The sequence below is a fragment of the Chondromyces apiculatus DSM 436 genome (assembly GCF_000601485.1).
Lineage (GTDB): Bacteria > Myxococcota_A > Polyangia > Polyangiales > Polyangiaceae > Chondromyces > Chondromyces apiculatus.
Genome location: NZ_ASRX01000083.1, coordinates 13174 through 33998, shown reverse-complemented (window position 1 = coordinate 33998; position 20825 = coordinate 13174). Strand labels below are relative to the sequence as shown.

The window sequence follows — 20825 nt, the reverse complement described above, 5'->3', positions numbered from 1 at the left end:
TGGCCTCTAGGCCGTCGCTCAGCCCAAGATCTTGATGATCTCGTGCACCTTGGTGTCCACGTCCTGCATGCTCGCGCCCCCGCCCCCGATCCCCGCGTGCCTGCGGTAAAGCTCGCTCTCCGCGAAGGCCTGCAGCGCCAGCACCCGCGCCGGCAGCCAGGGGTGGTTCGCGGTTATCTCCGCGAAGCGACCGATCCCGCCGCGGCTCTCCTTGTACTGGGCGAGGAACGACTCCAGGTTCAGCTCGTCGTAGAGCTTCGTCGACCCCAGCGCGAGCTTCATCAGCGCGCGTGACGACACCTCGACGTCTTGCACGCAGAGCAGCCCCGCCCTGTCGCAGGTCACCTCGGCGCGCCGCGACCAGCCTGCCAGCGCGAGCATCGCCACGTTCATGGCCCTCTTGTCGAACACCGACGCGACCTGCGCCAGGTAGCGGAGCGCCGTCATGTACACCACGTGCGAGTTGTGGATGTGCCCGCACTCGTGCCCGATCACGCTGAGCAGCTCGTCGTCCGTGAAGTGATCGATGAGCGCCGCGTGCACCATGATGAACGAGTCGGTGTTCGTACCGTACGTCGCCGCGTTCATGTGGGGGCTGTTCACGATGTAGATCGTCGGCACCGCGATCCCCAGCGTGTCCGCGCAGCGCACGGCCAGCCGGTGGATGCGCGGGATCTGGTTCGGACCGACCTTCACCGCGTGACCGAGCAGCTCGCTCTTCCACGTCTTTTCGAGGAACCGGACCGCCACGGTCACGGCCCGCTCCACCGCCTCCCCCTTCTCCATGAGGCGACGCGTCTTGTGGTCGGACGTGTACGCGTACGCATGCCCGCCGCCCTGACTTCCCCCGGCGCGGAGCTCCTTGCGTCTCTCGATAAATGCCTTGAAATCGAGCGTCCCGACCTGCGCCATCCAGCGAAGGTACTGGTTGCCCGCGGGCCGCGCAACCTCGGGCGCGCCGCGATCAGCCCCCCGCAGCGGGCGAGAGCAGCCTCGCGAACCCCTCCGGCCCGAGCCCCTCCACCGCGCCGAGCCGCGCGAGGAACCGCCGGTAGTCCCGGTACTGCCGCCCCTCGGGCCGCAGCTCGTAATCCGTGATCCGTGTGACCGCGAACCGCACGGCTGCCACCCGCGCCTCGTGGAACAGCCGCCCCTCTTCCTCTCTTCCCAGCCGCCGCACCGAAGCGTACCCCGCCCCCATCGCCTGGACGAGCCGCGCGTCCAGAGCATCCCCGAAGCACCACGCCAGCGCCGTCACCGCGAGGTCGAACGCCGCGCTCCCCCGCGACGCGCTCTCGAAATCCAGGAGCGCCGCGATCTCGCCCCCACGCCACAACACGTTGTCCCGGAACAGGTCCCCGTGGATCACCACCGAGGGCCCCGCCCCGAGCGCCTGGGCCTCCTCCCTGAGCCGTGCCACCTGCTCCCCGAGCGCCTCCACATCGGCCCGCACATCCGACCGCACCTCCACCCCATCCCCCTTCTTGCGCGCCTCTCCCGTCTCCCCTTTTCCCGCCTCCCACTGCGCCCGCACGCCTGCGAGCCGCTCCCCCAGCGCCTCCAGGTTGAACCGGCTCTCCGCCGCCCCCTCGACCCGCGCCCCCACCGCGTGCACCTGCGCGAGCGCAGCTCCCACCTTCCGTGCATGCTCCGGCGTCACCCCCCGCTGGCACACCATCTCCCCCGCCACCCACGGGAGCACCGCCACCGGCTTGCCCGCGTGGAGGGACAGTGTCGTCGCCGGAGCGCCCAGCACCCGCATCGGCCGCGGCGTCGCTACCCCGCCCTCTGCGAGCGCCTCCACGAGCCGCGCCTCCTGCGCCGCCCCCTCCGTCCCTTGCTCCTCGTACACCCGCAGGAACGCCGCCCCATCGCCTTCCAGCGACAACCGGAAGTTCGAGTTCACGCTCCCCGCGACGAGCCCCTCCACCCCCACCACCGCGAGCCCGTAGCGTTCCCCGAGGGCCCGCGCCTCATCGCCTGACAGGGGCGTCAGCAGTGCCATCGCGCGAGCGTAGCCGAAGGACCGTACCCTGGCGCCGACGACGACGACGACCGCGCCTCACCACCTGGAGCGGGCACCTCACCCCGCGCCTCACCCCTCCAACGCGCCTCGTCATGCGTCGAAGGGGCTCGCCACGGCCCGCCGCATGCTTATGATCCACCGAGGGCACCGGCCCGGACCTGGGACGCCACCTCTGGCGCACCCTCTCCCGACCGGCAGCGCCGACCTTCAACGAATGCCTACCCTCTACGGAAACACCACCGGACTCAGCCCGAACGCCACCAAGCTCCTCGAGCGCATCTACCGGCGCAAGGTCCCGCTCAACGTCATCGCCACCCCCGAGCTGATCAAGGCGCTCGCCGAGGCCTCCCACGAGACCGGGCGCCAGGTCGGCGCGCTCGTCCATCGCTCGGGCGAGATCGACTACGTCATCGTCGGCGACGCGACCCGCCTCATGCTCCCCGACATCGGCCGCCTCCGCGCCGCCCAGGGCCGCTTCCGCGCGCTGCGCCTCGTGCACACCCACCTCTGGAACGAAGAGCTGACCCGCGACGACTTCGTCGACCTCGTGCGCCTGCGCCTCGACCTCGTCGCCGCCATCCAGCTCACCCCCGGCGGCGAGCCCCGCAGCCTCCAGTACGCCTACAACACCCCGCCGCACGAGAAGATCGAGAAGGCCAGCGACGCCGAGTCGATCGAGGAGCACCTGCCGTACGCCACGGTGGGCCCCCTCCTCCTCGGCCGCGTCGACGTCGACTTCGGCCAGCTCATCCAGGCCCTCGAAGACGAGTTCGCCAAGCGCTCCCGCACCCGCAAGGTCACCGCCAAGGATGGCCGCGCCCTGCTCGTCCACGTCGCCGAGAAGACCAAGCACGGCGCGCTCGCCCACGCCGAGGAGAGCCTCCGCGAGCTGTCCGAGCTCGCCGACACCGCCGGTGTCGAGATCGCCGACACTGTCCTCCAGCTCCGCGAGCGCATCGATCCCCGCCACGTCATGGGCAAGGGCAAGCTCGACGAGGTCCTCCTCCGCGCCGCCGAGCTGGACGCCGAGACCCTGGTCTTCGACCGCAACCTTACCCCCTCCCAGGCCTCGGCCATCGCCAAGCACACTGACCTCAAGGTCATCGACCGCACCCAGCTCATCCTCGACATCTTCGCCCAGCGCGCCGAGTCCCGAGACGGCAAGCTCCAGGTCGAGCTGGCCCAGCTCAAGTACGCCCTCCCTCGCCTCTCCCAGAAGGACGACTCCCTCTCCCGCCTCACCGGCGGCATCGGCGGGCGCGGCCCTGGCGAGACCAAGCTGGAGATTGGCCGTCGCCGCGCCAAGGAGCGCGTCTCGTTCCTCGAAGACCAGCTCAAGCGCCTCTTCCGCCAGCGCGAGGTCCGCCGCCGCCGGAGAGGCCGCCTCGGCGTCCCCGTGGTCTCCATCGTCGGCTACACCAACGCCGGCAAGAGCACCCTCCTCAACACCCTCACTGGCGCCGACGTCCTCGCCGAGAACAAGCTCTTCGCCACGCTCGACCCCCGCTCCCGCCGCCTCCGTTTCCCGGAGGAGCGCGAGATCGTCCTCACCGACACCGTGGGCTTCATCCGCGATCTCCCGCCGGACCTCTTCGCCGCCTTCCGCGCCACCTTCGAGGAGGCCGCCGACGCCGACCTCCTCCTGCACGTCGTCGACGCCAGCGACCCGGCCCGCGACCAGCACATCGAGACCACCGAAGCCCTCCTCACCGAGCTTCACCTCGTCGAGATCCCCCGCATCCTGGTCTTCAACAAGATCGACCGCCTCGACGCCGACGAAGCCCGCTGGCTCCAGCAAGGCCACCCCGACGCCATCCTCCTCTCGGCCACCGAGCGCGAGACGGCGCGCCCCCTCCTCGCCCGCATCGCCGAGCGCCTGAAGTCCCGGTGGGAAGCCTCGGCCCTCGTACCCACCTACACCGTCGACGAGGGCGGCGCGGACGACGAGCCTGTCGACGGCGAAGCGCCGAGCCTTCACCGCACTGCGGCCACGGACGACGGAGACGGCGAGAGCCTCTGGAACGAAGCCCAGGACGCGCAGGACGCGCAAGGCGAGAGCGCTTCCCTCACCACGCTGGCGGAGCTCGGAGCGCGCCCGCGCCGCTCGGTCCTGCGGATCTGAACCTGCTGTTTGTCGGAGGAGGGGGGCTTTCGTCACCTGCCAGGGCTCGCGCGGTCACGCGGAGCCCGGCAGATGCTCACGCGCTGCCAGGGCTCGCGCGGTCACGCGGAGCCCGGCAGGCGTTGGCTCACTGCTGCACGTAGATCGCGCCGTTCATCCCGTTCGCGGCGTGGGGCACGCAGTAGTAGGGGTACGTCCCAGCGGCATCCAGGGTGAACGCCTTGGTGGTCCCGGTGTTGGTCACCTGCGCGAACGGCCCGGTCGTCGCCGGCGTCGACGTGCCGTTCTCAACCTCGCCGCCCTGCAGCGGGTGGTTCTGGAACGACCCGTTGAAGGTGACCACGGTCCCTGCGGCGACCAGGAGGCACTTCGGGTTGTAGGTCTGACCCGCTGCGCCACCGAACGCGATGGAGACGGCGGCCGAGTTGGTCATGTCCGTCGCCGTGTCGATCGTGCAGCCGTTCACCGCCTGCGCGGTGTTGCCGCCGCCAGCACCGCCGGCACCACCCTCGCCGCCGCCAGCACCACCCACGCCGCCGCCAGCGCCACCCTCACCATTGGTGTTGGTGTTGGTGTTGGTGCCCGTGTTGGTGCCCGTGTTGGTGTCGGTGTTGGTGCTCGTCCCGGCGCCGCTGCCACCCTCACCGGTGCTGCCGTCGTCGTCACCGCCGCACGCCCCGAGCAGCCCCATCACCACCAGCGCAGCCGCGCCGATCAAGCCAGTGCGAATTCCAAGCGTCATGTTCGTCATCTCCCTCGGTACTGCCGACCCGGTCACGCTGTCGCGCCACCCCGGGTCACGTCTGTGTCCTGAACGCGACCGGCGCAGCAATGCCACACCGCACGCAGCAAGGGAAGCTATCGGCGAGGGAGAGCCACATCACCGTGCAGTGGTGCTGGCCCACTCCGGTGAGATGGCAACGCTGATCAGGCAAAACCCTGCAACCCGGGTGGTCTCGTCGCGCTCATCACGCAACATTCCCGCCGTCCTGCTCCGCGCTCCACCACATCACGCAGCCACCCACCGAGCGCACGCTGCGCGGCACACGCCTCGCCCGACACCCAGCGAGCGCAGCGCACAACGCCCGCCCACCGCGCGCACGCTGCGCGCCCACTGCGCGCACGCTGCGCAAAACCCTGGGTCGACCCTCAGCGACGCAGCACGTGCGGCAGCAACCAGGAACCCGCGCCTGGCGCCGCGCGTCCTCCCTCGGACGTCATCACGGGCGCCCGAGGCTGCGGCTCCAGGACCACCGCCCTCACCATGCGGAGCCTCGCCTCGATCACCCCTGGAGTGCCGCCGCTCCTCCCCCTCCGTGCCCTTCCCAGCCCCTCACCCTGCAGGCTCCCGCCGTTCATGGCGCCCCGGTCTCCGACGCTGACCGACGACCTCTTGCCGCCTCCCCCCCCACTTCCCGCCGCGTCCCCCGCCGGCTTCTTGCCACCGCCAGCGCCGTCCTTCCCTGACCCAGCGCCATCCTTCGCGTCCCCCACGTCCCCTTGCGCATCCCCCGCCCGTTCTTGTCGTGCCCCAGCATCTCCCACCCTCCCCCTGTCGTGACCCACTGCCCCGGCTCCCAGCGCCGCGCCCATGGCGCTCCTGTCCGACGCCCGCCTCTTCATCCCGTTCCCCACCGCGTCGGCGTCGACCGCAAGGAGCGGCGCTCCCACCTGCCCATCCCCCGACGTCCCCTCTCCCGCCGTCGTCGCACTGTCCCCGCGCGCCGTCTCGTCCCTGCGCGCCGTCTCGTCCCCGTGCTCCACCTCGTCCCCACCCGCGGCTTCTCCTTGGCCCGCGTGCATCTCCGCACCATCCACGTCCCCCGCGATCCTCACGGCGCGCACATCCCCCGCACCATCCACATCCCTCACACCCCGCATCCCCGCGGCTGCCCCCCGCGCGTCAGCCGCGGCTTTCGCCCCGTGCGCCGTCGTGCCTCCGCCCCCCACCGTCGCCTGCGCTGCCGACATCACCTCGGCCCCTGCATCGCTGCCGTGTTTCCCTGCCGACCGCACCTCGAGCAACGCCATCCCTCCCCCGAGGGAGACGAGCAGCACGCTCGCCAGCGTCCCCACCACCGCAGACGACAGCCCGCGCATCCTCCAGCCACGGTTCATCATCCCTGCGGCCAGCACCTCCCCTGACGCCGGAGCTGCTGCCGATGACAGTGCCGCCAGCGCCGACAGCGGTGCGCGCGCGCTCGACAGCGGCGCTTCCCGTTCCCCCGAGTCCAGCAGCGACACCACCACTGCGGGCCGCTCCTCCCACCCGGCCCCCCCGAAGCACAGCCCGCGCGGCGAGTCCGGCGCGCTCACCGGCACGTCCTCCAGGGACCACGCCCCCGACCCACCCCCGCGCGTGCTCACCGGCCCTTGCCCTGCGATCGCGCGCAGGTCATCGAGCATCGCCCGCACCGACTGGAACCGCTGCTCCCGGTCCCGCGACAGCCCCTTCTCGAAGAACACATCGATCATCGGCGGCAGATCCGGCGCCAGCCCCGTGGCCTTCGGGAACCCGTCCACCAGGATCTTCGCCATCACGTTCCCGAGCTGCTCCCCCGGGAACGGCAGCACCCCCGTCAGCGCCCGGAACAGGATCACCGCGAGCGACCACAGATCGCTCCGGTAGTCGATGCTCGCGTCCCCCCGCACCTGCTCCGGGCTCATGTAGTGCGGCGACCCGAGCAGCTCCCCGGGCCGCGTCGCCTCTCCGGCCACGTGGCTCCCTGGCACCTTCACGATCCCGAAGTCGAGGACCTTCACCACCTCCTCGTCCTCGAACCGCGCCAGGAAGATGTTGCACGGCTTCAGGTCCCGGTGCACGAGCCCCGCCTCGTGCGCCCTCCGCAGCGCCCTGCCGATCTGCGTCAGGAACTGCACCGCCGCGGACAGCGGCACCCTCTTCACCGCCTGCAGCCGCGTCTCCAGGTCTTCCCCCTGCAGCAGCTCCATCACCAGGTACGGCACCTCCGAGTCCACCCCGTAGTCCTGCACGTGCACCACGTGGGGGCTGTGCAGGCTCGCCGCGATGCGCGCCTCCCGCTCGAACCTCCCGAGCAGCGCTGGCGACGACGCATACGACGCGTACATGAACTTCACCGCGACCGGCGACGCGAGGTGGACGTGCCGCGCCATCCACACCGCACCCATGCCGCCGCGAGAGAGAGGTTTCTCTAACCTGTACTTGCCTCCCACCACGACCCCCGGCGCGACCTGCATCTGAAGCCCCCTCCGCGGCCAGGCAAGCTGGCGGGCACCAGGCAGGAGCGCCACCGCAAAGCAACTACAGTATTCCCCTCAGTGGCCGGTTGGAGGCACCTCCACGAGCCCCCGAACGGCCCTTCGTGAGCCCTGAACGTCCCCCGAGCCCTGCACGTCCGTCCCCGCCTGCGTGCACTGCCCAGAGCACGCACGACAGCGCGCCCCGCAGCGCCCACGACAGCGCGCCCCACAGCGCCCACGACAGCGCGCCCCACAGCGCCCACGACGCAGGCGTTCACTGCCCTCACGGCACAGGGGCACGCGACGAAGTGCGTCGTGGCACCCGCCGACCACCGTCCGCGAGTGCCAATGCCGTCGCGCTTGCTACCAGCTCAGGGCGTGCACGTCGGATTGCTGGCGGCATCGCATGCCAGCGGACATGCCGTGCAGATCACGCAGAACTGGGTCTCGTCGTAGGTACTCACGCTGCCGGGATAAGCCGCGACACAGGCATCCTCACAGTCGAAGTCGCCATTGCTGCAGTTGTTGATGCAAACCGCGAAATTGACGCACTCTGTGTCGCTGGCACAGGCAACGAACTCGTCGTAACACGGTCCACCGAAGTCGATCGCGCATGTACCGCACGCACTGTCCTGTGAGCACTCCATCCCCGCATTGTCGGGGCACGCATCCGTGGTGGTAGTTCCGCCGCCCGTGCCGCCCGTGCCGCCCGTGCCGCCCGCCCCGCCCGAGCCTCCACTCCCCCCCATCCCACCACCAGCGCCGCCGGCCCCGCCCGATCCGCCGCCTCCCCCGCCCGCGCCGCCCTCACTGCCAAGAGCGTCGTTCGACGCGGCGCCATCCATCCGGTCGTACTCTTCGAGGGACGAGAGCATCGTGCAGGCTCCGCTCCCTATCGCCGCCGCCACCCAGCCGGTGATCCCCAGCCACTTCCAGCGCATCCTGGCCTCCATCAGAAGCTCCCCTGCACGCCGATCCAGCTCGGCGACACGCGCAGCGCGGCCTTCGCCGGCTCGTCCTTGGCGCTTGGCCACAGCACCAGCGCCACGCCCGCTGCTGCCCCCACCCCTGCGACCCAGAAGCTCACCGTGGAGATCGTGGCCATCGTGCTCGCGCGGTCGTAGCTGTCCCCGCCGGCGTCGTCGTAGCAGACCTTGTCGCGACACTCGTTCGGGAGGGAATCGACGGCTCCGAACGACATCAGCCCGGTCACTGTGCCCACGACTGTGGCGACGCCCGCCAAGCCGAAGGCGCTGATGGCAGGAATCGGAGACCGCCCGGAGGACGACCCGGTCGCGGTGGGCTTCTCCGCGGGAGCCGCCTGAGGCGCTGGCGCCGCGATGACGTCCGTGGGTGGCTTGGCCTTCGAAGGTGGCTCCAGCGTCAGGGTGAGCTGCTCCTTCGCTCCTTCCGCCAGCATCACCCGCCGCGTCAGCGGCACTCTCCGGGGCGCCCTGGCGCTCACCGTGTGCTCGCCCGGATTCAGGGCGATGCTCCCGCTGCTCGTCGCCTTGCCATCGATGACGAGCTTGATGTGCCCCGGGGGGGCCCCTGTGACGGTCACCTGCAGCGTCGGGATCCTCGGCAACAGCGCCGCGAGTTCCGTCTTCGCCTGGGCCTGCGTCTCGAAGAACACCTTGGGCGCGTAGTGCGTGAGCTTCTCGTCGACGACCCGCTGGTAGTACGTGCGCGCCTCGCGCAGATGGCCGAGCTTCTCGTGCGCGTGCGCGATCTCCAGGAGGAAGGTCGGGGCCTGATAGATCCGGTGAGCTTCCGAGAAGGCGGTGATGGCCTCGTCGTACCGCCCCGCTTCGTAGTGCTCCAGGCCTCTGTCTGCGGCGGCCTCCGCCTTCTTTCTCGCCTTCTCGCGTTCATCGAGCGACGCGTCGGCAGACTGGGCCTGCGCTTCGGGCGCGACCGAGATCGTGCAGAACGCGACTGACAAACTCACCACGGTCACGAGCCATCGGGTGTGCATCGTCTTCCTCTTCGGGCGCCCTGCGTGCTTCGGGCGCGTAGTGCTTCACGTCCAGGGTCGCTTCGGTGCCTTCGTCGTGGTGGCACTCGGCGCCGGGGCCGGGACCTTCGTGGTCGTCCTATGCCCCTTCGCGGTGCTCGCGGCAGGCGCCTTCGTGGCAGAGGGCTTCTTGTCTGCGGACGCGGCGCCGGGGGCACCTGCGGCCAAGGCCGCGCTCGGTGCGCTTGCAGCCGCGGAAGCCGGGGAAGGAGGCGCGTCGCCCGTCGCCACGGCGCTCGTGTCTGGTACGGCCGTGGGTGGCACTTCGGGCACCGCCGCAGAAGGAGCATGTGCTGGGTCGGAGGAGGGTGCGGCCGTCGAGGAGGGCTCACCCGCAGCGACGGTCGCCGACGGTGCCGCCTGCGAGGTCGCCTCCAACCTGTCGCTGTCTTTGGGTTCCGGCGAGCGCAGCACGAGCACCCCCACGACGATCGCAACGGCCAGCCCCACCCCGATGCCGCCCACGAGGGCGATCGCCACGCCCAAGTTCTTCTTGGGAGACGTGCCCGACGTCCGTCCCTCGGCGCTGCTCAGGGTGATCGGCGCCTCCTGGGGAACCGCCACCACCGGCCCACTGCCCGCGCCCAGTGGCCCACCGGACACCGGCCCACTGCCCGAGCCCATAGACCTCCCTGCAGGTCCACTCCCCGACAACCCTGCCGGCGTCAGCCTCTCCGTCAGCGCTGCACCACCTCCGGGATAGTTCCCGCTCCCTGGCGGTGTCCCGGCCCCTGGATGGCCACCGCTCCCCGGCCTTCCCCCCGCCCCTGGCTGGCTCCCCCCCGGCCCTTGCCCCCCGCTCCCTGGCTGGCTCCACGGTGTTGTCGCAGCCGCCACCCCGCCCGCTGCTCCACCCGCCCCGCCTCCGCCTGCCGCGCTTCCCACCTCGTTCGTCCACGAGTGGATCGTCGACCTCTCTGCCGGCCCCCGCGGGCTCATCGGCCCGGTCCCGGCGATGATCCGCAGCGCGTCCACCAGCTCCATCACCGACTGGAACCGCTGCTTCCGGTCGCGCACCAGCGCCCGCGCGAAGAACCCGTCCATCGCTGCGGGCAGATCCGGCGCCACCCGCGTCGCTTGCGGCGGTAGCTCCGTCAGGATCTTGCCCATCACGGCCCCGAGCTGATCGCCCGGGAACGGCAGCGTCCCGGTGAGCATCTTGAACAGGATCACCCCGAGCGCCCACAGATCGCTCCGGTGGTCCACGTCGCTCTCGCCGAGCACCTGCTCGGGGCTCATGTAGTGCGGCGACCCCAGCACCTCTCCGGGCTGCGTCGCCTCGCCTTTGAGCTGGCCTGGCGCCTCCTTCACGATCCCGAAGTCGAGCACCTTCGCGATCTCCTCGTCGTCCACGCGCGCCAGGAAGATGTTCCCCGGCTTCAGATCGCGGTGCACCAGACCCGACTCGTGCGCGCGCCGGAGCGCCTTCCCCACCTGGCTCAGGATCTGCGCCGCCTGGGGCAGCGACATCCGCCGCTCCCGGTCCAGCCGGCTCCCGAGATCCTCGCCCTGGAGCAGCTCCATCACCAGGTAGGGCACGCCCCCATCGATCCCGTAGTCCTGCACGTGGACCACGTGCGGGCTTTGCAGGTTCGCCGCGATGCGTGCCTCACGCTCGAAGCGCGCCACGAACGTGGACGACGACGCGAACGCCGCGTCCATGAACTTCACGGCGACCGGTGACCCGAGGCGCGCGTGGCGCGCCACCCAGACCATGCCCATCCCGCCCCGGGAGAGGGGGCGTTCGAGCCGGTACTTGTTGTCGATGATGGTTCCCGCGTTGATCTGCATGGCCCGCGCGTGCCCCGGAGGAGGGCACCTTGGGACGCTACGCGCGGCTGTTGGCCAGGGCCCAGTTCCGGGCGAAAGCGTGTCCAGCCATCCGTCCCGGTCTCACAGGAGATCCCGGCACTCCGCGTGTCCCCGAGGGCGTCGCGAAAAAACGCAGCGCTGCGTGGAACGAAACCGCCGCCTGCGTCGTGATAGGGGGGGGCGAGCTTCTCGCTGCGCGTGATGGCGACGAAAAAAAGCCCCGCACGCCACCCCGGGAGGGCTGAGGGCGACGTGCGGGGCACGGGTTAGCTCGTGATGGCCGTCAGCGCGAGGCGCCTGTCAGGACGACGCACGTGGCAGCATAGAATGCCTTCAGGTGCAGTGCGCCTGCCAGAACGACCCATCTGTCAGCCATCACCCCGTCAGCGCGTTGCCTCCAGTTGTGCCTTGAGCGATTCCAGCTCTGCGGTTGCGGCAGCGGCGCGTTTTTCGGCCTCGGCCACCTTCCGGCGGCGGGCCTCGAGGGCGGCCTCCTGCTGTGCGAGCTTGGCCTGGGCCTGCTTCGACATCATCTCTTCGAGGCGCTTCTCCAGCCGGGCGAGCTTCGCCTTCTGCACCTTCACCTGGTGCTGGAGCGCCGCGACGCTGGTCATCCGCGCCGAGGTGTTCTGCAGGAAGAACCGCTCGGTGTAGCTCGACGTCAGCCTGCGCTCCGGGGTCGCGTGGATGATCTCGCCGAGGCGGCCGAAGGCGAGCTTGCGCTGCCCGTTCACCTGGTCGATGAACGCCTTGCGCGCGCCCACCTCGAAGGCATCGAGATGCTGCTGCGCCACGGCCTGCGCGTTCACCACCGCGTCGGCCCTCTCGACGATGGGCGCGAGCCGCTGGCTGATCTCCGCGAGCTCGGGGTCGCCATGCGCGTCGAGCATCGCCACCCAGGTGCGCATCACCTCGAGCTGCTCGCCGAGCACGTGCCGTTTCAGCTCGCTCGGGCTCTGATCTCCGAAGTACTGACGGTAGCGCTGGTCCTGGTAGTCGTTCCTGGCCAGCGCGAGCGTCCGGACCTTCACCTGGTCCGTGATGCCGTTCAGCTCATCGTCGATGGGGAAGGCGCGTGCGGCGGCGTTCCGCACGGCATCGTGATGGTCCACCTCCTGGCTCCGCAGCGCGACGAGATCCTCCCGTAGCTGCGTGAACGCCGGAGTTAACGTTGCGGTGAGCAGGTCGGAGGCCGTGGCAGCCTCCGTGTGGGCGAGCTCGACGTCGACCTCGTCGAGGTCCTCGTCGAGTCCGATGGTCCGTAGTTGGTTCATGTCGAAAAAGTACGGACGGGATTACGCAGAAACTACCCCCCCACCGTTCAGAATTTCAAAATAGGTAGGACAGCGTGGGCAGATCTGGTTGTCCGTGGGCACATCATCCCGGGGGAGGCGCGAGACACCCGTGACCAGCCTGCAGAGAGGGCACGCGGCGGGCAGGTGGTCGGCAGCTTTTGTGTGGGGAGGGCTCGCAGCAGAAAAGTGGTCGGCAGCTTTTGTGTGGGGAGGGCTCGCGGCCAGAAAAGTGGTCGGCAGGTCGGGGGGTAGGGGCTCGCCGTGGAGAGATGGTCGGCAGGTCGGGGGGTAGGGGCTCGCCGTGGAGAGATGGTCGGCAGGTCGGGGGTAGGGCCCGCGGCGGGCAGGTGGTCGGTGGCCAGGCGTGGCGGTGCTATCGTCCCCGGTGGGAGCCATGGCGGAACGCGCGATCGATCGGAAGCCGTTGACCTTCGCCGAGGCGGCGGCGCTCGATCCGGAGCAGTTCCCCGGTGAGCTGGACGCGGGGGAGTGGGTGCAGATGACGAGGAGCACGTGGCGTCACGGAGAGCTGATGCTCAAGGTGGGTTTGCTCCTGGCCCGCTACGCCGAACAGCACCCGGGGTGGAGCGTGGCGGTCGGCGATCCGGGGACGAAGCTGCACCACGGCCCCGACGTGCTGCGTGGACCCGATGTGGCGATGGTGCGTGCGGAGCGGCGTCCGACAGGCCGCGGTGAGGCCGGCTGGCTCGACGGAGCACCAGACCTCGCCGTGGAGATCGCCGGGGATGCGCAGCCTCTGGCCAACTTGTTGAAGAAGGGCATGGAGTACCTGGCGGCAGGCGCAGCCATGGTGTGGGTGATCGAGCCGGACGCGGAGAAGGTCGTGGTGCTGACGCCGCCCGACCACGTGCGGGTGCTGGGCACGGGCGAGACGCTGGAAGGGAGCGAGGCGCTCCCAGGGCTGCGCGTCGAGGTGATGTCGCTGTTCGGGTAGCGTGAGGTGCTCGGCGGATGCGCGCCGAGGTGGAGTCGCTCAGCGGCAGCCGCGGAGCCGGTTCGGGATGTCGACCTGCTCCGTGCAGCCGGCCTCGCCGGCGATGCACTGGCCGTAGCGTCCCGCGGCGCCGCAGGCCGTGTTGTCGAGGTAGCCGCTGGTGCCGAGGACGCACTGCGCTGCGCACATGAGCTGCGTGCCCTCGCGCTCCTGCACGCCGTCGCAGTTGTAGTCGTAGCTGGAGGCGGTGCCGGGGCGCGGCTGGGTGAACCAGCCGTCAGCGCCGGGGTTGACCTCGGGGCTGGTGTCGTCGCAGTCGTTGCCAGGGAAGCCGGGGCACTCGGGGGCGCCGAAGCCGTCGCCGTCGTCGTCGCAGTCGAGGCCTCCGCACTCCAGAGAGAGGACGCCATCGCCATCGCGATCACACCCCGGAGGCGCGCCACCCGCGCCGCCCATGCCTCCCGCGCCGCCCGTGCCACCAGCGCCGCCCGCGCCACCCGCACCGCCGATGCCGCCCGCACCACCGATGCCGCCCTGCCCACCGCCCGTGGGTGAGATGCTGCCGGTGCCGCCGGTGCCGCCAGCGCCGCCCTGGCTGCTGGTGGAGGTCGTGGCGTTCGGGTTCTGGCCGTCGATGCGTTCGAGGTCGTCGAAGCCGAGGACGACGCCGCATGCGCCGAGGCAGATTGCGGTGAGCGCGGTGAGCGCGGTGGCTGCCGTGCGATGAAGGGTGTCGCGGTGCATCAGAACCTCCCTTTGACGCTCAGCGAGCCAGGGCCCGCGCTGACCTGCATGCCGGTCGTGGGCGTGGGCTGGGCGCGGGTCGAGTCCCAGATGAGGAGCCCCGCGCCCGCGGCCGCGACGACGCCGCCGACGACGAGGCTGATGGTGGAGGCGGTGGTGAGGTTCTGCGCGGCGTCGTAGGTGCCCGCGACGTCGTCGTAACAGGCGCCTCCCGGGCAGCTCGCCTTGAGCTGGCCGACGCGATCCGCGGCCATGGCCCCGAGGACGGCGCCCGCGCCGATGCCAACACCACCCGCGGCGAGGAGCACCGCGGAGGTGATGGCCAGGGGCCGCGCCGCGGTGGTCTCGGGCGGCCCGCTCAGGGACGCGGACGCTCCAGGCGCTGCAGGGTCACCAGGCGCTGCGCCGTCGCCGTACGCTGCGGATGGGCCGGATGCGCCGGCCGCTGCGGACGCGGCGGGGATGGTGGGCGCGCCAGCGGTCGCCACGGGCCCAGTGGCGGGCTTGAGGTCGAGGGTGATCTGGGTGGTCTTGCCCTCGCGCAGCTCGACGAGCTGGGTGGTGGGCGTGCGCCCCGGGGCCCAGGCGGCGACGGCGTGCTCGCCAGGGTCGTGGAGGACGGGGATGTCGTGCGGCGCGGGCTGGCCGTCGATGAAGAGCTGGATGCCCTTGGGATCGGCGCCGACGATCTTGATCTGCAGGGTGGGGATGCGCGGGAGGAGGGCGTCGAGCTCCCTGTCGGCGCTGGTCTGGGCGTCGAAGTAGGCCTGGGGCGCGTAGTCGGCGAGCTTCTCGTCGAGGACGCGCTGGTACTGGACGCGCGCTTCGCGGAGGTGGCCGAGCTTCATCTGGGCGCGGGCCATCATGAGGACGACGGTGGGCGCGTGGAATTGCTCGTCGGACTGGCGGAAGGTGATGAGGGCTTCCTCGTAGCGGCCCGCGTCGAACAGGCCCTGTGCGCGCGCGGCCGTGGTCGCGGCGATCGCCTTGGCATCGGTGCGGGCATCGGCGCGCGTGGGCGCTCCGCTGCGCGCGGGACCCGGCGGAGGCGGCGCAGGCGACGCGGCCGGTCCAGCCTTGGGGGGCGCGGGCCTGGGCGGCGCAGGCTGGGCGAGGGCCACCGTGGTGGACAGCGCGGCCGGGAGCGCCGCGAGGAGCGCGAGCGCAAGGGTACGTGAGCGAGAGCGAGAGCGAGAGGGCGCGCGGGATGTGGGGGGCATAAGCGGCAGCGGTGGCTCGTGGGGAGATGCGGCAGAGCGCGCTGGTCCAGAGCAGGCTATCGGAGGGGAAGGCAGCCGGCCAGATGTGGCGCTGGGCACGCGCGGAAGAGGGAAAGAGCGGAGAGCGCCGCGGGGGAGATGCGGGATGGAGGAGAGCGGGGAGTGGGAGTTACGGCGTCACGGGGGCGAGGGGCTACCGGTCGGGGTGCGCTGGCTGCAAGCACTCCTGTGCAGGCCATCGACTTGCAGGTGATCGAGGGGTGGAGGCGCGGGTGTGCCGGTGGGGAGGCGCTGCCGGAGAGCGTGGCGCGAGAGCACTGAGCGTGGGCTGGGCGCGGGCGGAGCGCGGGCGAGGCGCGGGCGGAGCGCGGGCGAGGCGCGGAGAGAAAGAAGGACGCATGGCAGAGCAGAAGCGTGCGCGGGAGATCGAGCCGGGGATCCTGGGAGCGACCGACGTGCCCGGGCAACCGTGGGACAAGCCGTTCGGCGACGCCCCAGGGCTGCCGCTGCACCGGCCGAAGCCGAAGGAGGCGACGGATGCGGGAGGAGGTGGCGAGGGTGCAGGAGAGGGAGAGGGAGAGAGCGGGGAGGGAGGAGCGTCGGGAGGGGCGGGGAGCGAGGTGATGGAGAAGGCGCGGCGGGAGAACCGCGCGCTGGAGGAGGCGACGTCGACGGAGGCGGATCGGAGGGGAGAGGAGGGCAGAGAGGGGGAGGCGTAGGAGGCCGCGACGACGGAGACTCAGGGAATGAGTCAGTGCGCGGCCAGGTGAACCTCGCCCGGTGAGAGATCCAAGAGCACGAAGACATCATCACGGCTGCTCGCACACCATGCTGGAGCAGGTGTAGCCCGTGGAGCAGTGGTTGTTGGTGGTGCAGCTCGTGCGGCAGGCGCCTGCGTTGCAGGTATAGGCGCCGCACTCGTCGTCTGGGTCGGCGTTGTTGCCCCCGATGTTGCCGCAGGTGCCGTTCGCCCCAGAGCCCTTCTTGGCATTGGAGCATGCCTGGCACTCGGCATCGCATGCCGTGTTGCAACAGACGTCGTCGACACAGAAGCCGGTAGCGCACTCGCCATCGATGCCGCCGGTGCAGGGCTGGCCTTGAAGCAGCTCCGCCACACATTGGCCAGCAGCGTTGCAGTAATTGCCGTCAGTACAGTCTGCCTGGGTTGTGCAGGTCGTCAGACACGCCGTGCCGGCCGAATCGCAGGCGTAGCTGCCGCACATCAGCGTGCCGCCGATGACACACATCCCATCGCCGTCGCACTGATCGGGGAAGGTCTGAGTACCGCTCTCGCAGTCGGCTTCGGCGCCACACGAGCTGCCCGCGGGGTAGTACACGCGGCAAGCGCCTTCGCCGTCGCAGAGGCCGTAGGGGCCGCAGGTCTCGGCGCCCTCGTCTTCACAGTCGTCGTGGGAGTCCACGCCATTCTTGGCGTTGCCGCAGGTACCGTCTGCACCGTCGGCCTTGCTCTCGGCGCTGCAGGCCTGGCAGGTGGCGTCGCAGGCGGTCTCGCAGCAGACGTTGTCGATGCAGAAGCCACTCGTGCACTGATCCGAGGTGTTGCAGGGGGTGCCGGCAGGGAGGTCGGTGCCGCCTGCGCCGCTGCCGCCTGTACCGCCAGGACCGGGAGAGCCGCCTTCGCCCGAGGAGCCCCCTTCGCTGCTCGGCGCGTTGCCGTGGACGCGGTGGTAGCCATCGATGCCGGAGAGAGCATCGCAAGCAACCAGTGCGGTGAATACCCATCCGAGGATCGCAGGACGAAGCCATGAATTCGCGACCGCTACCGATGTCCGTTCCATGAGAACCTTCCTTGCAGCACTGCGAATCGCGCGGTGCGGCAGGTCGGAAGCTACGGAAGGCCCGATCAGGGGCGCCAGATAGTGGCCACGAGTGACGCACCAGCATGCTCACGGAGTCCCGCTGGATGCGGAAGACGGGCCGTTTCAGCGCGCTGGTGCGCAGCTTGATCGGCTTGGGCGGGTACGATTGAGAGGCAGGAGCGACGGGGGCGTCAGGAGGCTGGCTCCGAGCACCGTTGCAACAGTGAGTGAAACCGCAGATCCAGTGTCTCCCGCCCGGTGAGGGGGTTCAGGAGACGCAGACCGGATCAGGGCTGCTCGCACACCATGCTGGAGCAGGTGTAGCCCATGTCGCACTGCGAGTTGTTGGCGCAGGTAGTGCGGCAGGCGCCTGCACTGCAGGTATAGCCGTTGCACTCGTCATCCGGATCGGTGTTGACGGCGACGTTGCGGCAAGTTCCGTTGCCAGAGATGCCGGTCTTCGCACTGGAGCATGCCTTGCACTCGGCGTCGCAGGCGGTGTCACAGCAGTAACCGTCAACGCAGAAACCCGTGGTGCACTCGTCTTCGGCCCCGCCGACGCACGTCTGGCTCTGGTCTCGCTGCGGTACGCACTCGCTAGCAGCGTTGCAGTAGCTGCCATCTGCACAGTCGGTCGAAGTGGTGCAGGCCTCCAGGCAGACCATGCCTGCTGGATCGCAATTGTAGTCACCGCACATCTGCGTGCCAACGACGATGCACACCCCCTCGCCGTCGCACTGATCGGGGAAGGTTTGCGTCCCGTTCTCGCAACCAGCCTCGGCGCCGCACGAGCTTCCCGCCGGGTACACGCGGCAGGCGCCTTCACCGTCGCAGAGGCCGTCGAGGCCGCAGGTGTCGGCGCCTTCGTCATCACAGTCGTCGTGGGAGTCCACGCCGTTCTTGGCGTTGCCGCAGGTGCCGTCTGCGCCGTCACCCTTTGTGGCGGCGCTGCAGGCCTGGCAGGTGGCGTCGCAGGCGGTCTCGCAGCAGACGTTGTCGACGCAGAAGCCGCTGGTGCACTGATCCGAGGTGTTGCAGGCGGTGCCGATGGGGAGGTCGGTGCCGCCGGCGCCGCTGCCGCCGTTTCCACCGACGTTCGCCCCGCCTCCGGAGGCGTCGCCACCTGCGCCACCTGTGCCGCCGGTCTCGCCGGGGATGGTGGTGCGGTCGACAGCGACGATGAGCTCACAGCCCGTGCTCGCGGCGAACGTCGCCCCGAGCAGGAGTGTCAGGGCAGCAAAGGTGTGCCAGCGCCTCATGCGGTGCCTCCGGAGGGGAAGGGAGAATTGGGATGTGGAAACGGAGCGGTCAGCAGTCGGTCGGGATCAGAACGTGAAGCGGGCCGCGGCGCCACCGCCGGTCGGGGTCGCGTAAGGAGCGGCGACCCAGTTGCCCTTCTTGGGGGCCGGGCGCTTCGTGGTGAGGCCCGTGGTGGCAGGGGGGGCGTCGTCGCGGCTCAGGAGGAGCACGGCGCCGGTCACACCGAAGGTGATCGCGACGGCGAACGACATGTCGCTGATGAGCGCGTTGCGGTCGACCGCGTCGGCGTTCTCGATGGTGGGGGTCTCGTCGAAGTCGCTCTTCGCCGAGAGGGCCATGGCGCCGAAGATGGTGCCGACGACCGCGCCCGCGCCGGCGAGGCCGAGGGTCACGTACGCCGGGACCGGCGAGCGGGGCTCGGGGGGCGGCGGCGGAGGCGTCTCGGGCGCGGGCGGCGTGGCCGGGAGGTCGGCGACGGCGGGGGGCGGCGGGGGCGGGGGAGCCTCGGCCAGGGCCACGCTGACGTCGCGGGTCTCGGCGAAGCTCACCTCGAGCTCCTGGTTGGCCTCGACGAAGCCATCGGCGGAGACCTTGATGGTGTGCTTGCCGGGAGAGAGCGAGAGCTCGGGGCCCGCCTGCTGCACGTCGTCGACAAGGAACTTCACGTTCGGGGCCGTCTCGGGGACGACCGCGACCTTGACCTTGGCGGGGGTCTTCTTCAGCTCGTCGATGCGGGCCTGGGCCGACGCGATCTGGTCCTTGAACTTCTCGGGATCGGGCTTGGCGTCGAGGTACACCTGGTAGGCCGCGACGGCCTCGATGGCGCTGCCGCTCTTGTCGACGCTCTGGGCGATCTTGTACTTGGGGGGCGCGCCAGGAACGAGTTCGTCGGCCTCGCGGTAGAGCGGGAGCGCGCCAGCGTAGTCACCCTTCTCGAACTTCGCCTCGGCCTCCTTGTAGGCCTTCTTGGCGTTGTCCTTCTTCTGCTTCTCGGTGAGCGGCTTCTTGGGCTTCTCAGGAGCTGCAGGCTTGGCGGCAGCGCCCGTCGTGGCACCAGGAGCTGCGCCTCCGGGCTGCGCCGGGGCGAGATCCCCGGGCTTGGCGGGAGCGAGATCGCTGGGCTGAGGAGGCGACGCAGGCTTGGCCGCCGCGCCACCAGGCTGCGCAGGCTTGGCAGCAGGTTGCTGCGCCTGCACCGAGCTCGCGCTCGCGAATGCCAAAAGCCCTGACAGCATTGCCGCTGAAGTGGACATCATCAGCCGGCTGGATCGTGAACGCATACCCCTCGTCCTCCTCGCGGTTTGCTCGCGCGTGTGGGCTCACGAAACCTCCGAAGCGCGCACGATGCAAGGGTTTTCGCGTCCGGGTCGTCCGGTGTGGTGAGAGGGGTGGCCGTGGCGCGCGGGGTGGTTCGTGGTCCCGGGGCCCTCCCCTGAACGGGAGGCGAGGGGCCCGGCGCGCGCGAGGGCCCGTGAGCGGGCCCGGCGCAGGTGACGGGAGGGTGACAGGAGGGCCACGGGCCGCGATCCAGGGGCGCCGCGGTACTGCGTACGGCAAATCAGGGACCTACGGTCCCTACGCTCCCGATGGTCGCTACCCCCGTGATGTCGCTGGGGCGCCGCGCCTAGTCGGGGGTGGGCTCGGTGGGGTCGAACCAGGAGGGGAAGCGGAGGCGGGCCTCGATGGCGAAGCCCTGGACCGCGGCGCGCATCCTGGCCATGCGGGCTTCGCCGCGGGGGAGGGCGGCGCGGGCGCGGTGGAGGGCGTCGAGGTAGCGGGCGAAGCGGGGGTCGGAGAAGAGGGCGGTGAGGTCCTCGCGGATGCGGCGGGCGGTGGCGGGGCTCGCGCCGTGGGTGCTGAAGGTCATGGTGAGGCCAGGGACCTCGGCGACGGCCATGTTGGAGAAGGTGGAGACCTCGGGGCGATCCAGGGTGCAGACGAGGCGACCCGCGGCGCTGAGGTCACGGTGGAGGCGGCGGGAGAGGGCGTCGTCGAGGGGGGCGAGGAAGACGATGGCCTGGCCTTCGAGGTCGCTGTCCTGGAAGGGGCGGCGGTGGAGGGTGAGGCGCGCGGCGTCGGCGGCCGCGAGGATCGCGGGATCGATGTCGGGAGCCTCGGCCCTGGAAGGAGCGACGTCGGGAGTCTCTTTGTCGCGCGTCTCGGCATCGCGGGTCGTGGTGTCGGAGGCTGCGAGGCCCGGGGGCGCGAGGACGGTGACGCGGGCGCCGGCGGCGAGGAGGCGCTGGATGGTGTGAGGGGCTTCGCCGTGGGCGCCGATGACGAGGGCGCTGCGTCCGTTGAGATCGAGGGCGATGGGGAAGAGGCGCATGGG

17 protein-coding genes are annotated in these 20825 nt (G+C 70.6%); 3 read left to right on the top strand and 14 right to left on the bottom strand.

Annotated elements, in window-relative coordinates; all coding sequences use genetic code 11:
- Positions 1-18: 18 nt before the first annotated feature.
- Positions 19-912 (bottom strand): M48 family metallopeptidase, encoded by an 894-nt coding sequence (locus CAP_RS36585; protein WP_044249548.1) that lies wholly within the window; start codon positions 910-912, stop codon positions 19-21.
- 52 nt (positions 913-964) lie between these two features.
- Positions 965-2005, bottom strand: a complete 1041-nt coding sequence (locus tag CAP_RS36580) for a homoserine kinase (RefSeq protein ID WP_044249546.1) — start codon at positions 2003-2005, stop codon at positions 965-967.
- Positions 2006-2240: 235 nt separating this feature from the next.
- Between CAP_RS36580 and hflX the strand changes: the two genes are divergently transcribed.
- On the top strand, positions 2241-4148 hold the full coding sequence (gene hflX, locus CAP_RS36575; protein ID WP_081865637.1) for a GTPase HflX: 1908 nt from the start codon (positions 2241-2243) through the stop codon (positions 4146-4148).
- A 127-nt stretch (positions 4149-4275) separates the two neighbouring features.
- On the opposite strand, the gene CAP_RS51385 is transcribed toward hflX, so the two are convergent.
- The 6 genes from CAP_RS51385 to CAP_RS36545 form a co-directional block, all read right to left on the bottom strand.
- Complete coding sequence (locus CAP_RS51385) at positions 4276-4890, bottom strand: cupredoxin domain-containing protein (RefSeq protein WP_156041472.1); 615 nt, start codon at positions 4888-4890, stop codon at positions 4276-4278.
- A 407-nt stretch (positions 4891-5297) separates the two neighbouring features.
- Positions 5298-7367, bottom strand: a complete 2070-nt coding sequence (locus CAP_RS52920) for a serine/threonine-protein kinase (protein ID WP_197041509.1) — start codon at positions 7365-7367, stop codon at positions 5298-5300.
- Between the two features lie 374 nt (positions 7368-7741).
- Positions 7742-8311: a hypothetical protein gene (locus tag CAP_RS46360; RefSeq protein ID WP_156041471.1), complete on the bottom strand. Its 570-nt coding sequence runs from the start codon at positions 8309-8311 to the stop codon at positions 7742-7744.
- Positions 8312-8322: 11 nt separating this feature from the next.
- Entirely contained in the window at positions 8323-9348 is a 1026-nt protein-coding gene (locus tag CAP_RS36555) for a tetratricopeptide repeat protein (protein ID WP_044249544.1), read from the bottom strand.
- Positions 9349-9393: 45 nt separating this feature from the next.
- Entirely contained in the window at positions 9394-11178 is a 1785-nt protein-coding gene (locus CAP_RS55365; RefSeq protein ID WP_052376627.1) for a serine/threonine-protein kinase, read from the bottom strand.
- 404 nt (positions 11179-11582) lie between these two features.
- Complete coding sequence (locus tag CAP_RS36545) at positions 11583-12473, bottom strand: hypothetical protein (RefSeq protein ID WP_044249542.1); 891 nt, start codon at positions 12471-12473, stop codon at positions 11583-11585.
- 415 nt (positions 12474-12888) lie between these two features.
- Here CAP_RS36545 and CAP_RS46355 point away from each other — a divergent pair, with 415 nt between their 5' ends.
- The gene (locus tag CAP_RS46355) at positions 12889-13449 is read left to right on the top strand and encodes a Uma2 family endonuclease (RefSeq protein WP_052376626.1); all 561 of its coding nucleotides are present in this window, start codon (positions 12889-12891) and stop codon (positions 13447-13449) included.
- 39 nt (positions 13450-13488) lie between these two features.
- Here CAP_RS46355 and CAP_RS52915 read toward each other — a convergent pair whose 3' ends face one another.
- Both CAP_RS52915 and CAP_RS36530 read right to left on the bottom strand, forming a co-directional pair.
- A complete protein-coding gene (locus tag CAP_RS52915) occupies positions 13489-14193 on the bottom strand; it encodes a hypothetical protein (protein WP_052376625.1) in 705 nt (234 codons plus the stop codon).
- Positions 14193-15413, bottom strand: a complete 1221-nt coding sequence (locus CAP_RS36530) for a tetratricopeptide repeat protein (protein ID WP_044249540.1) — start codon at positions 15411-15413, stop codon at positions 14193-14195. Before CAP_RS36530 ends, CAP_RS52915 begins: the two co-directional genes overlap by 1 nt.
- Before the next feature lie 398 nt (positions 15414-15811).
- Between CAP_RS36530 and CAP_RS36525 the strand changes: the two genes are divergently transcribed.
- Complete coding sequence (locus CAP_RS36525) at positions 15812-16132, top strand: hypothetical protein (RefSeq protein WP_044249539.1); 321 nt, start codon at positions 15812-15814, stop codon at positions 16130-16132.
- A gap of 90 nt (positions 16133-16222) precedes the next feature.
- On the opposite strand, the gene CAP_RS36520 is transcribed toward CAP_RS36525, so the two are convergent.
- The 4 genes from CAP_RS36520 to CAP_RS36505 all read right to left on the bottom strand — a co-directional run bounded on the left by CAP_RS36520 (position 16223) and on the right by CAP_RS36505 (position 20822).
- The gene (locus CAP_RS36520) at positions 16223-17212 is read right to left on the bottom strand and encodes a hypothetical protein (protein WP_044249537.1); all 990 of its coding nucleotides are present in this window, start codon (positions 17210-17212) and stop codon (positions 16223-16225) included.
- A gap of 308 nt (positions 17213-17520) precedes the next feature.
- Positions 17521-18492 (bottom strand): hypothetical protein, encoded by a 972-nt coding sequence (locus CAP_RS36515; protein ID WP_044249534.1) that lies wholly within the window; start codon positions 18490-18492, stop codon positions 17521-17523.
- A gap of 66 nt (positions 18493-18558) precedes the next feature.
- Positions 18559-19773: an outer membrane protein assembly factor BamD gene (locus CAP_RS36510; protein WP_044249532.1), complete on the bottom strand. Its 1215-nt coding sequence runs from the start codon at positions 19771-19773 to the stop codon at positions 18559-18561.
- A gap of 344 nt (positions 19774-20117) precedes the next feature.
- Positions 20118-20822 carry a precorrin-2 dehydrogenase/sirohydrochlorin ferrochelatase family protein gene (locus CAP_RS36505; protein WP_044249530.1) on the bottom strand — a complete coding sequence of 235 codons (705 nt, stop codon included), beginning with the start codon at positions 20820-20822 and terminating at the stop codon, positions 20118-20120.
- Positions 20823-20825 lie beyond the last annotated feature (3 nt).

Excerpts from the sequence above, each read along its gene's own strand:
- CAP_RS52920 (WP_197041509.1), bottom strand. The coding sequence starts at position 7,367 with ATGCAGGTCGCGCCGGGGGTCGTGGTGGGAGGCAAGTACAGGTTAGAG.
- hflX (WP_081865637.1), top strand. The coding sequence starts at position 2,241 with ATGCCTACCCTCTACGGAAACACCACCGGACTCAGCCCGAACGCCACC.
- CAP_RS46360 (WP_156041471.1), bottom strand. The coding sequence starts at position 8,311 with ATGCGCTGGAAGTGGCTGGGGATCACCGGCTGGGTGGCGGCGGCGATA.
- CAP_RS51385 (WP_156041472.1), bottom strand. The coding sequence starts at position 4,890 with ATGACGCTTGGAATTCGCACTGGCTTGATCGGCGCGGCTGCGCTGGTG.
- CAP_RS36510 (WP_044249532.1), bottom strand. The coding sequence starts at position 19,773 with ATGCGTTCACGATCCAGCCGGCTGATGATGTCCACTTCAGCGGCAATG.
- CAP_RS36515 (WP_044249534.1), bottom strand. The coding sequence starts at position 18,492 with ATGAGGCGCTGGCACACCTTTGCTGCCCTGACACTCCTGCTCGGGGCG.
- CAP_RS36525 (WP_044249539.1), top strand. The coding sequence starts at position 15,812 with ATGGCAGAGCAGAAGCGTGCGCGGGAGATCGAGCCGGGGATCCTGGGA.
- CAP_RS36555 (WP_044249544.1), bottom strand. The coding sequence starts at position 9,348 with ATGCACACCCGATGGCTCGTGACCGTGGTGAGTTTGTCAGTCGCGTTC.
- CAP_RS36580 (WP_044249546.1), bottom strand. The coding sequence starts at position 2,005 with ATGGCACTGCTGACGCCCCTGTCAGGCGATGAGGCGCGGGCCCTCGGG.
- CAP_RS36530 (WP_044249540.1), bottom strand. The coding sequence starts at position 15,413 with ATGCCCCCCACATCCCGCGCGCCCTCTCGCTCTCGCTCTCGCTCACGT.
- CAP_RS36545 (WP_044249542.1), bottom strand. The coding sequence starts at position 12,473 with ATGAACCAACTACGGACCATCGGACTCGACGAGGACCTCGACGAGGTC.
- CAP_RS55365 (WP_052376627.1), bottom strand. The coding sequence starts at position 11,178 with ATGCAGATCAACGCGGGAACCATCATCGACAACAAGTACCGGCTCGAA.
- CAP_RS46355 (WP_052376626.1), top strand. The coding sequence starts at position 12,889 with ATGGCGGAACGCGCGATCGATCGGAAGCCGTTGACCTTCGCCGAGGCG.
- CAP_RS36585 (WP_044249548.1), bottom strand. The coding sequence starts at position 912 with ATGGCGCAGGTCGGGACGCTCGATTTCAAGGCATTTATCGAGAGACGC.
- CAP_RS52915 (WP_052376625.1), bottom strand. The coding sequence starts at position 14,193 with ATGCACCGCGACACCCTTCATCGCACGGCAGCCACCGCGCTCACCGCG.
- CAP_RS36520 (WP_044249537.1), bottom strand. The coding sequence starts at position 17,212 with ATGGAACGGACATCGGTAGCGGTCGCGAATTCATGGCTTCGTCCTGCG.
- CAP_RS36505 (WP_044249530.1), bottom strand. The coding sequence starts at position 20,822 with ATGCGCCTCTTCCCCATCGCCCTCGATCTCAACGGACGCAGCGCCCTC.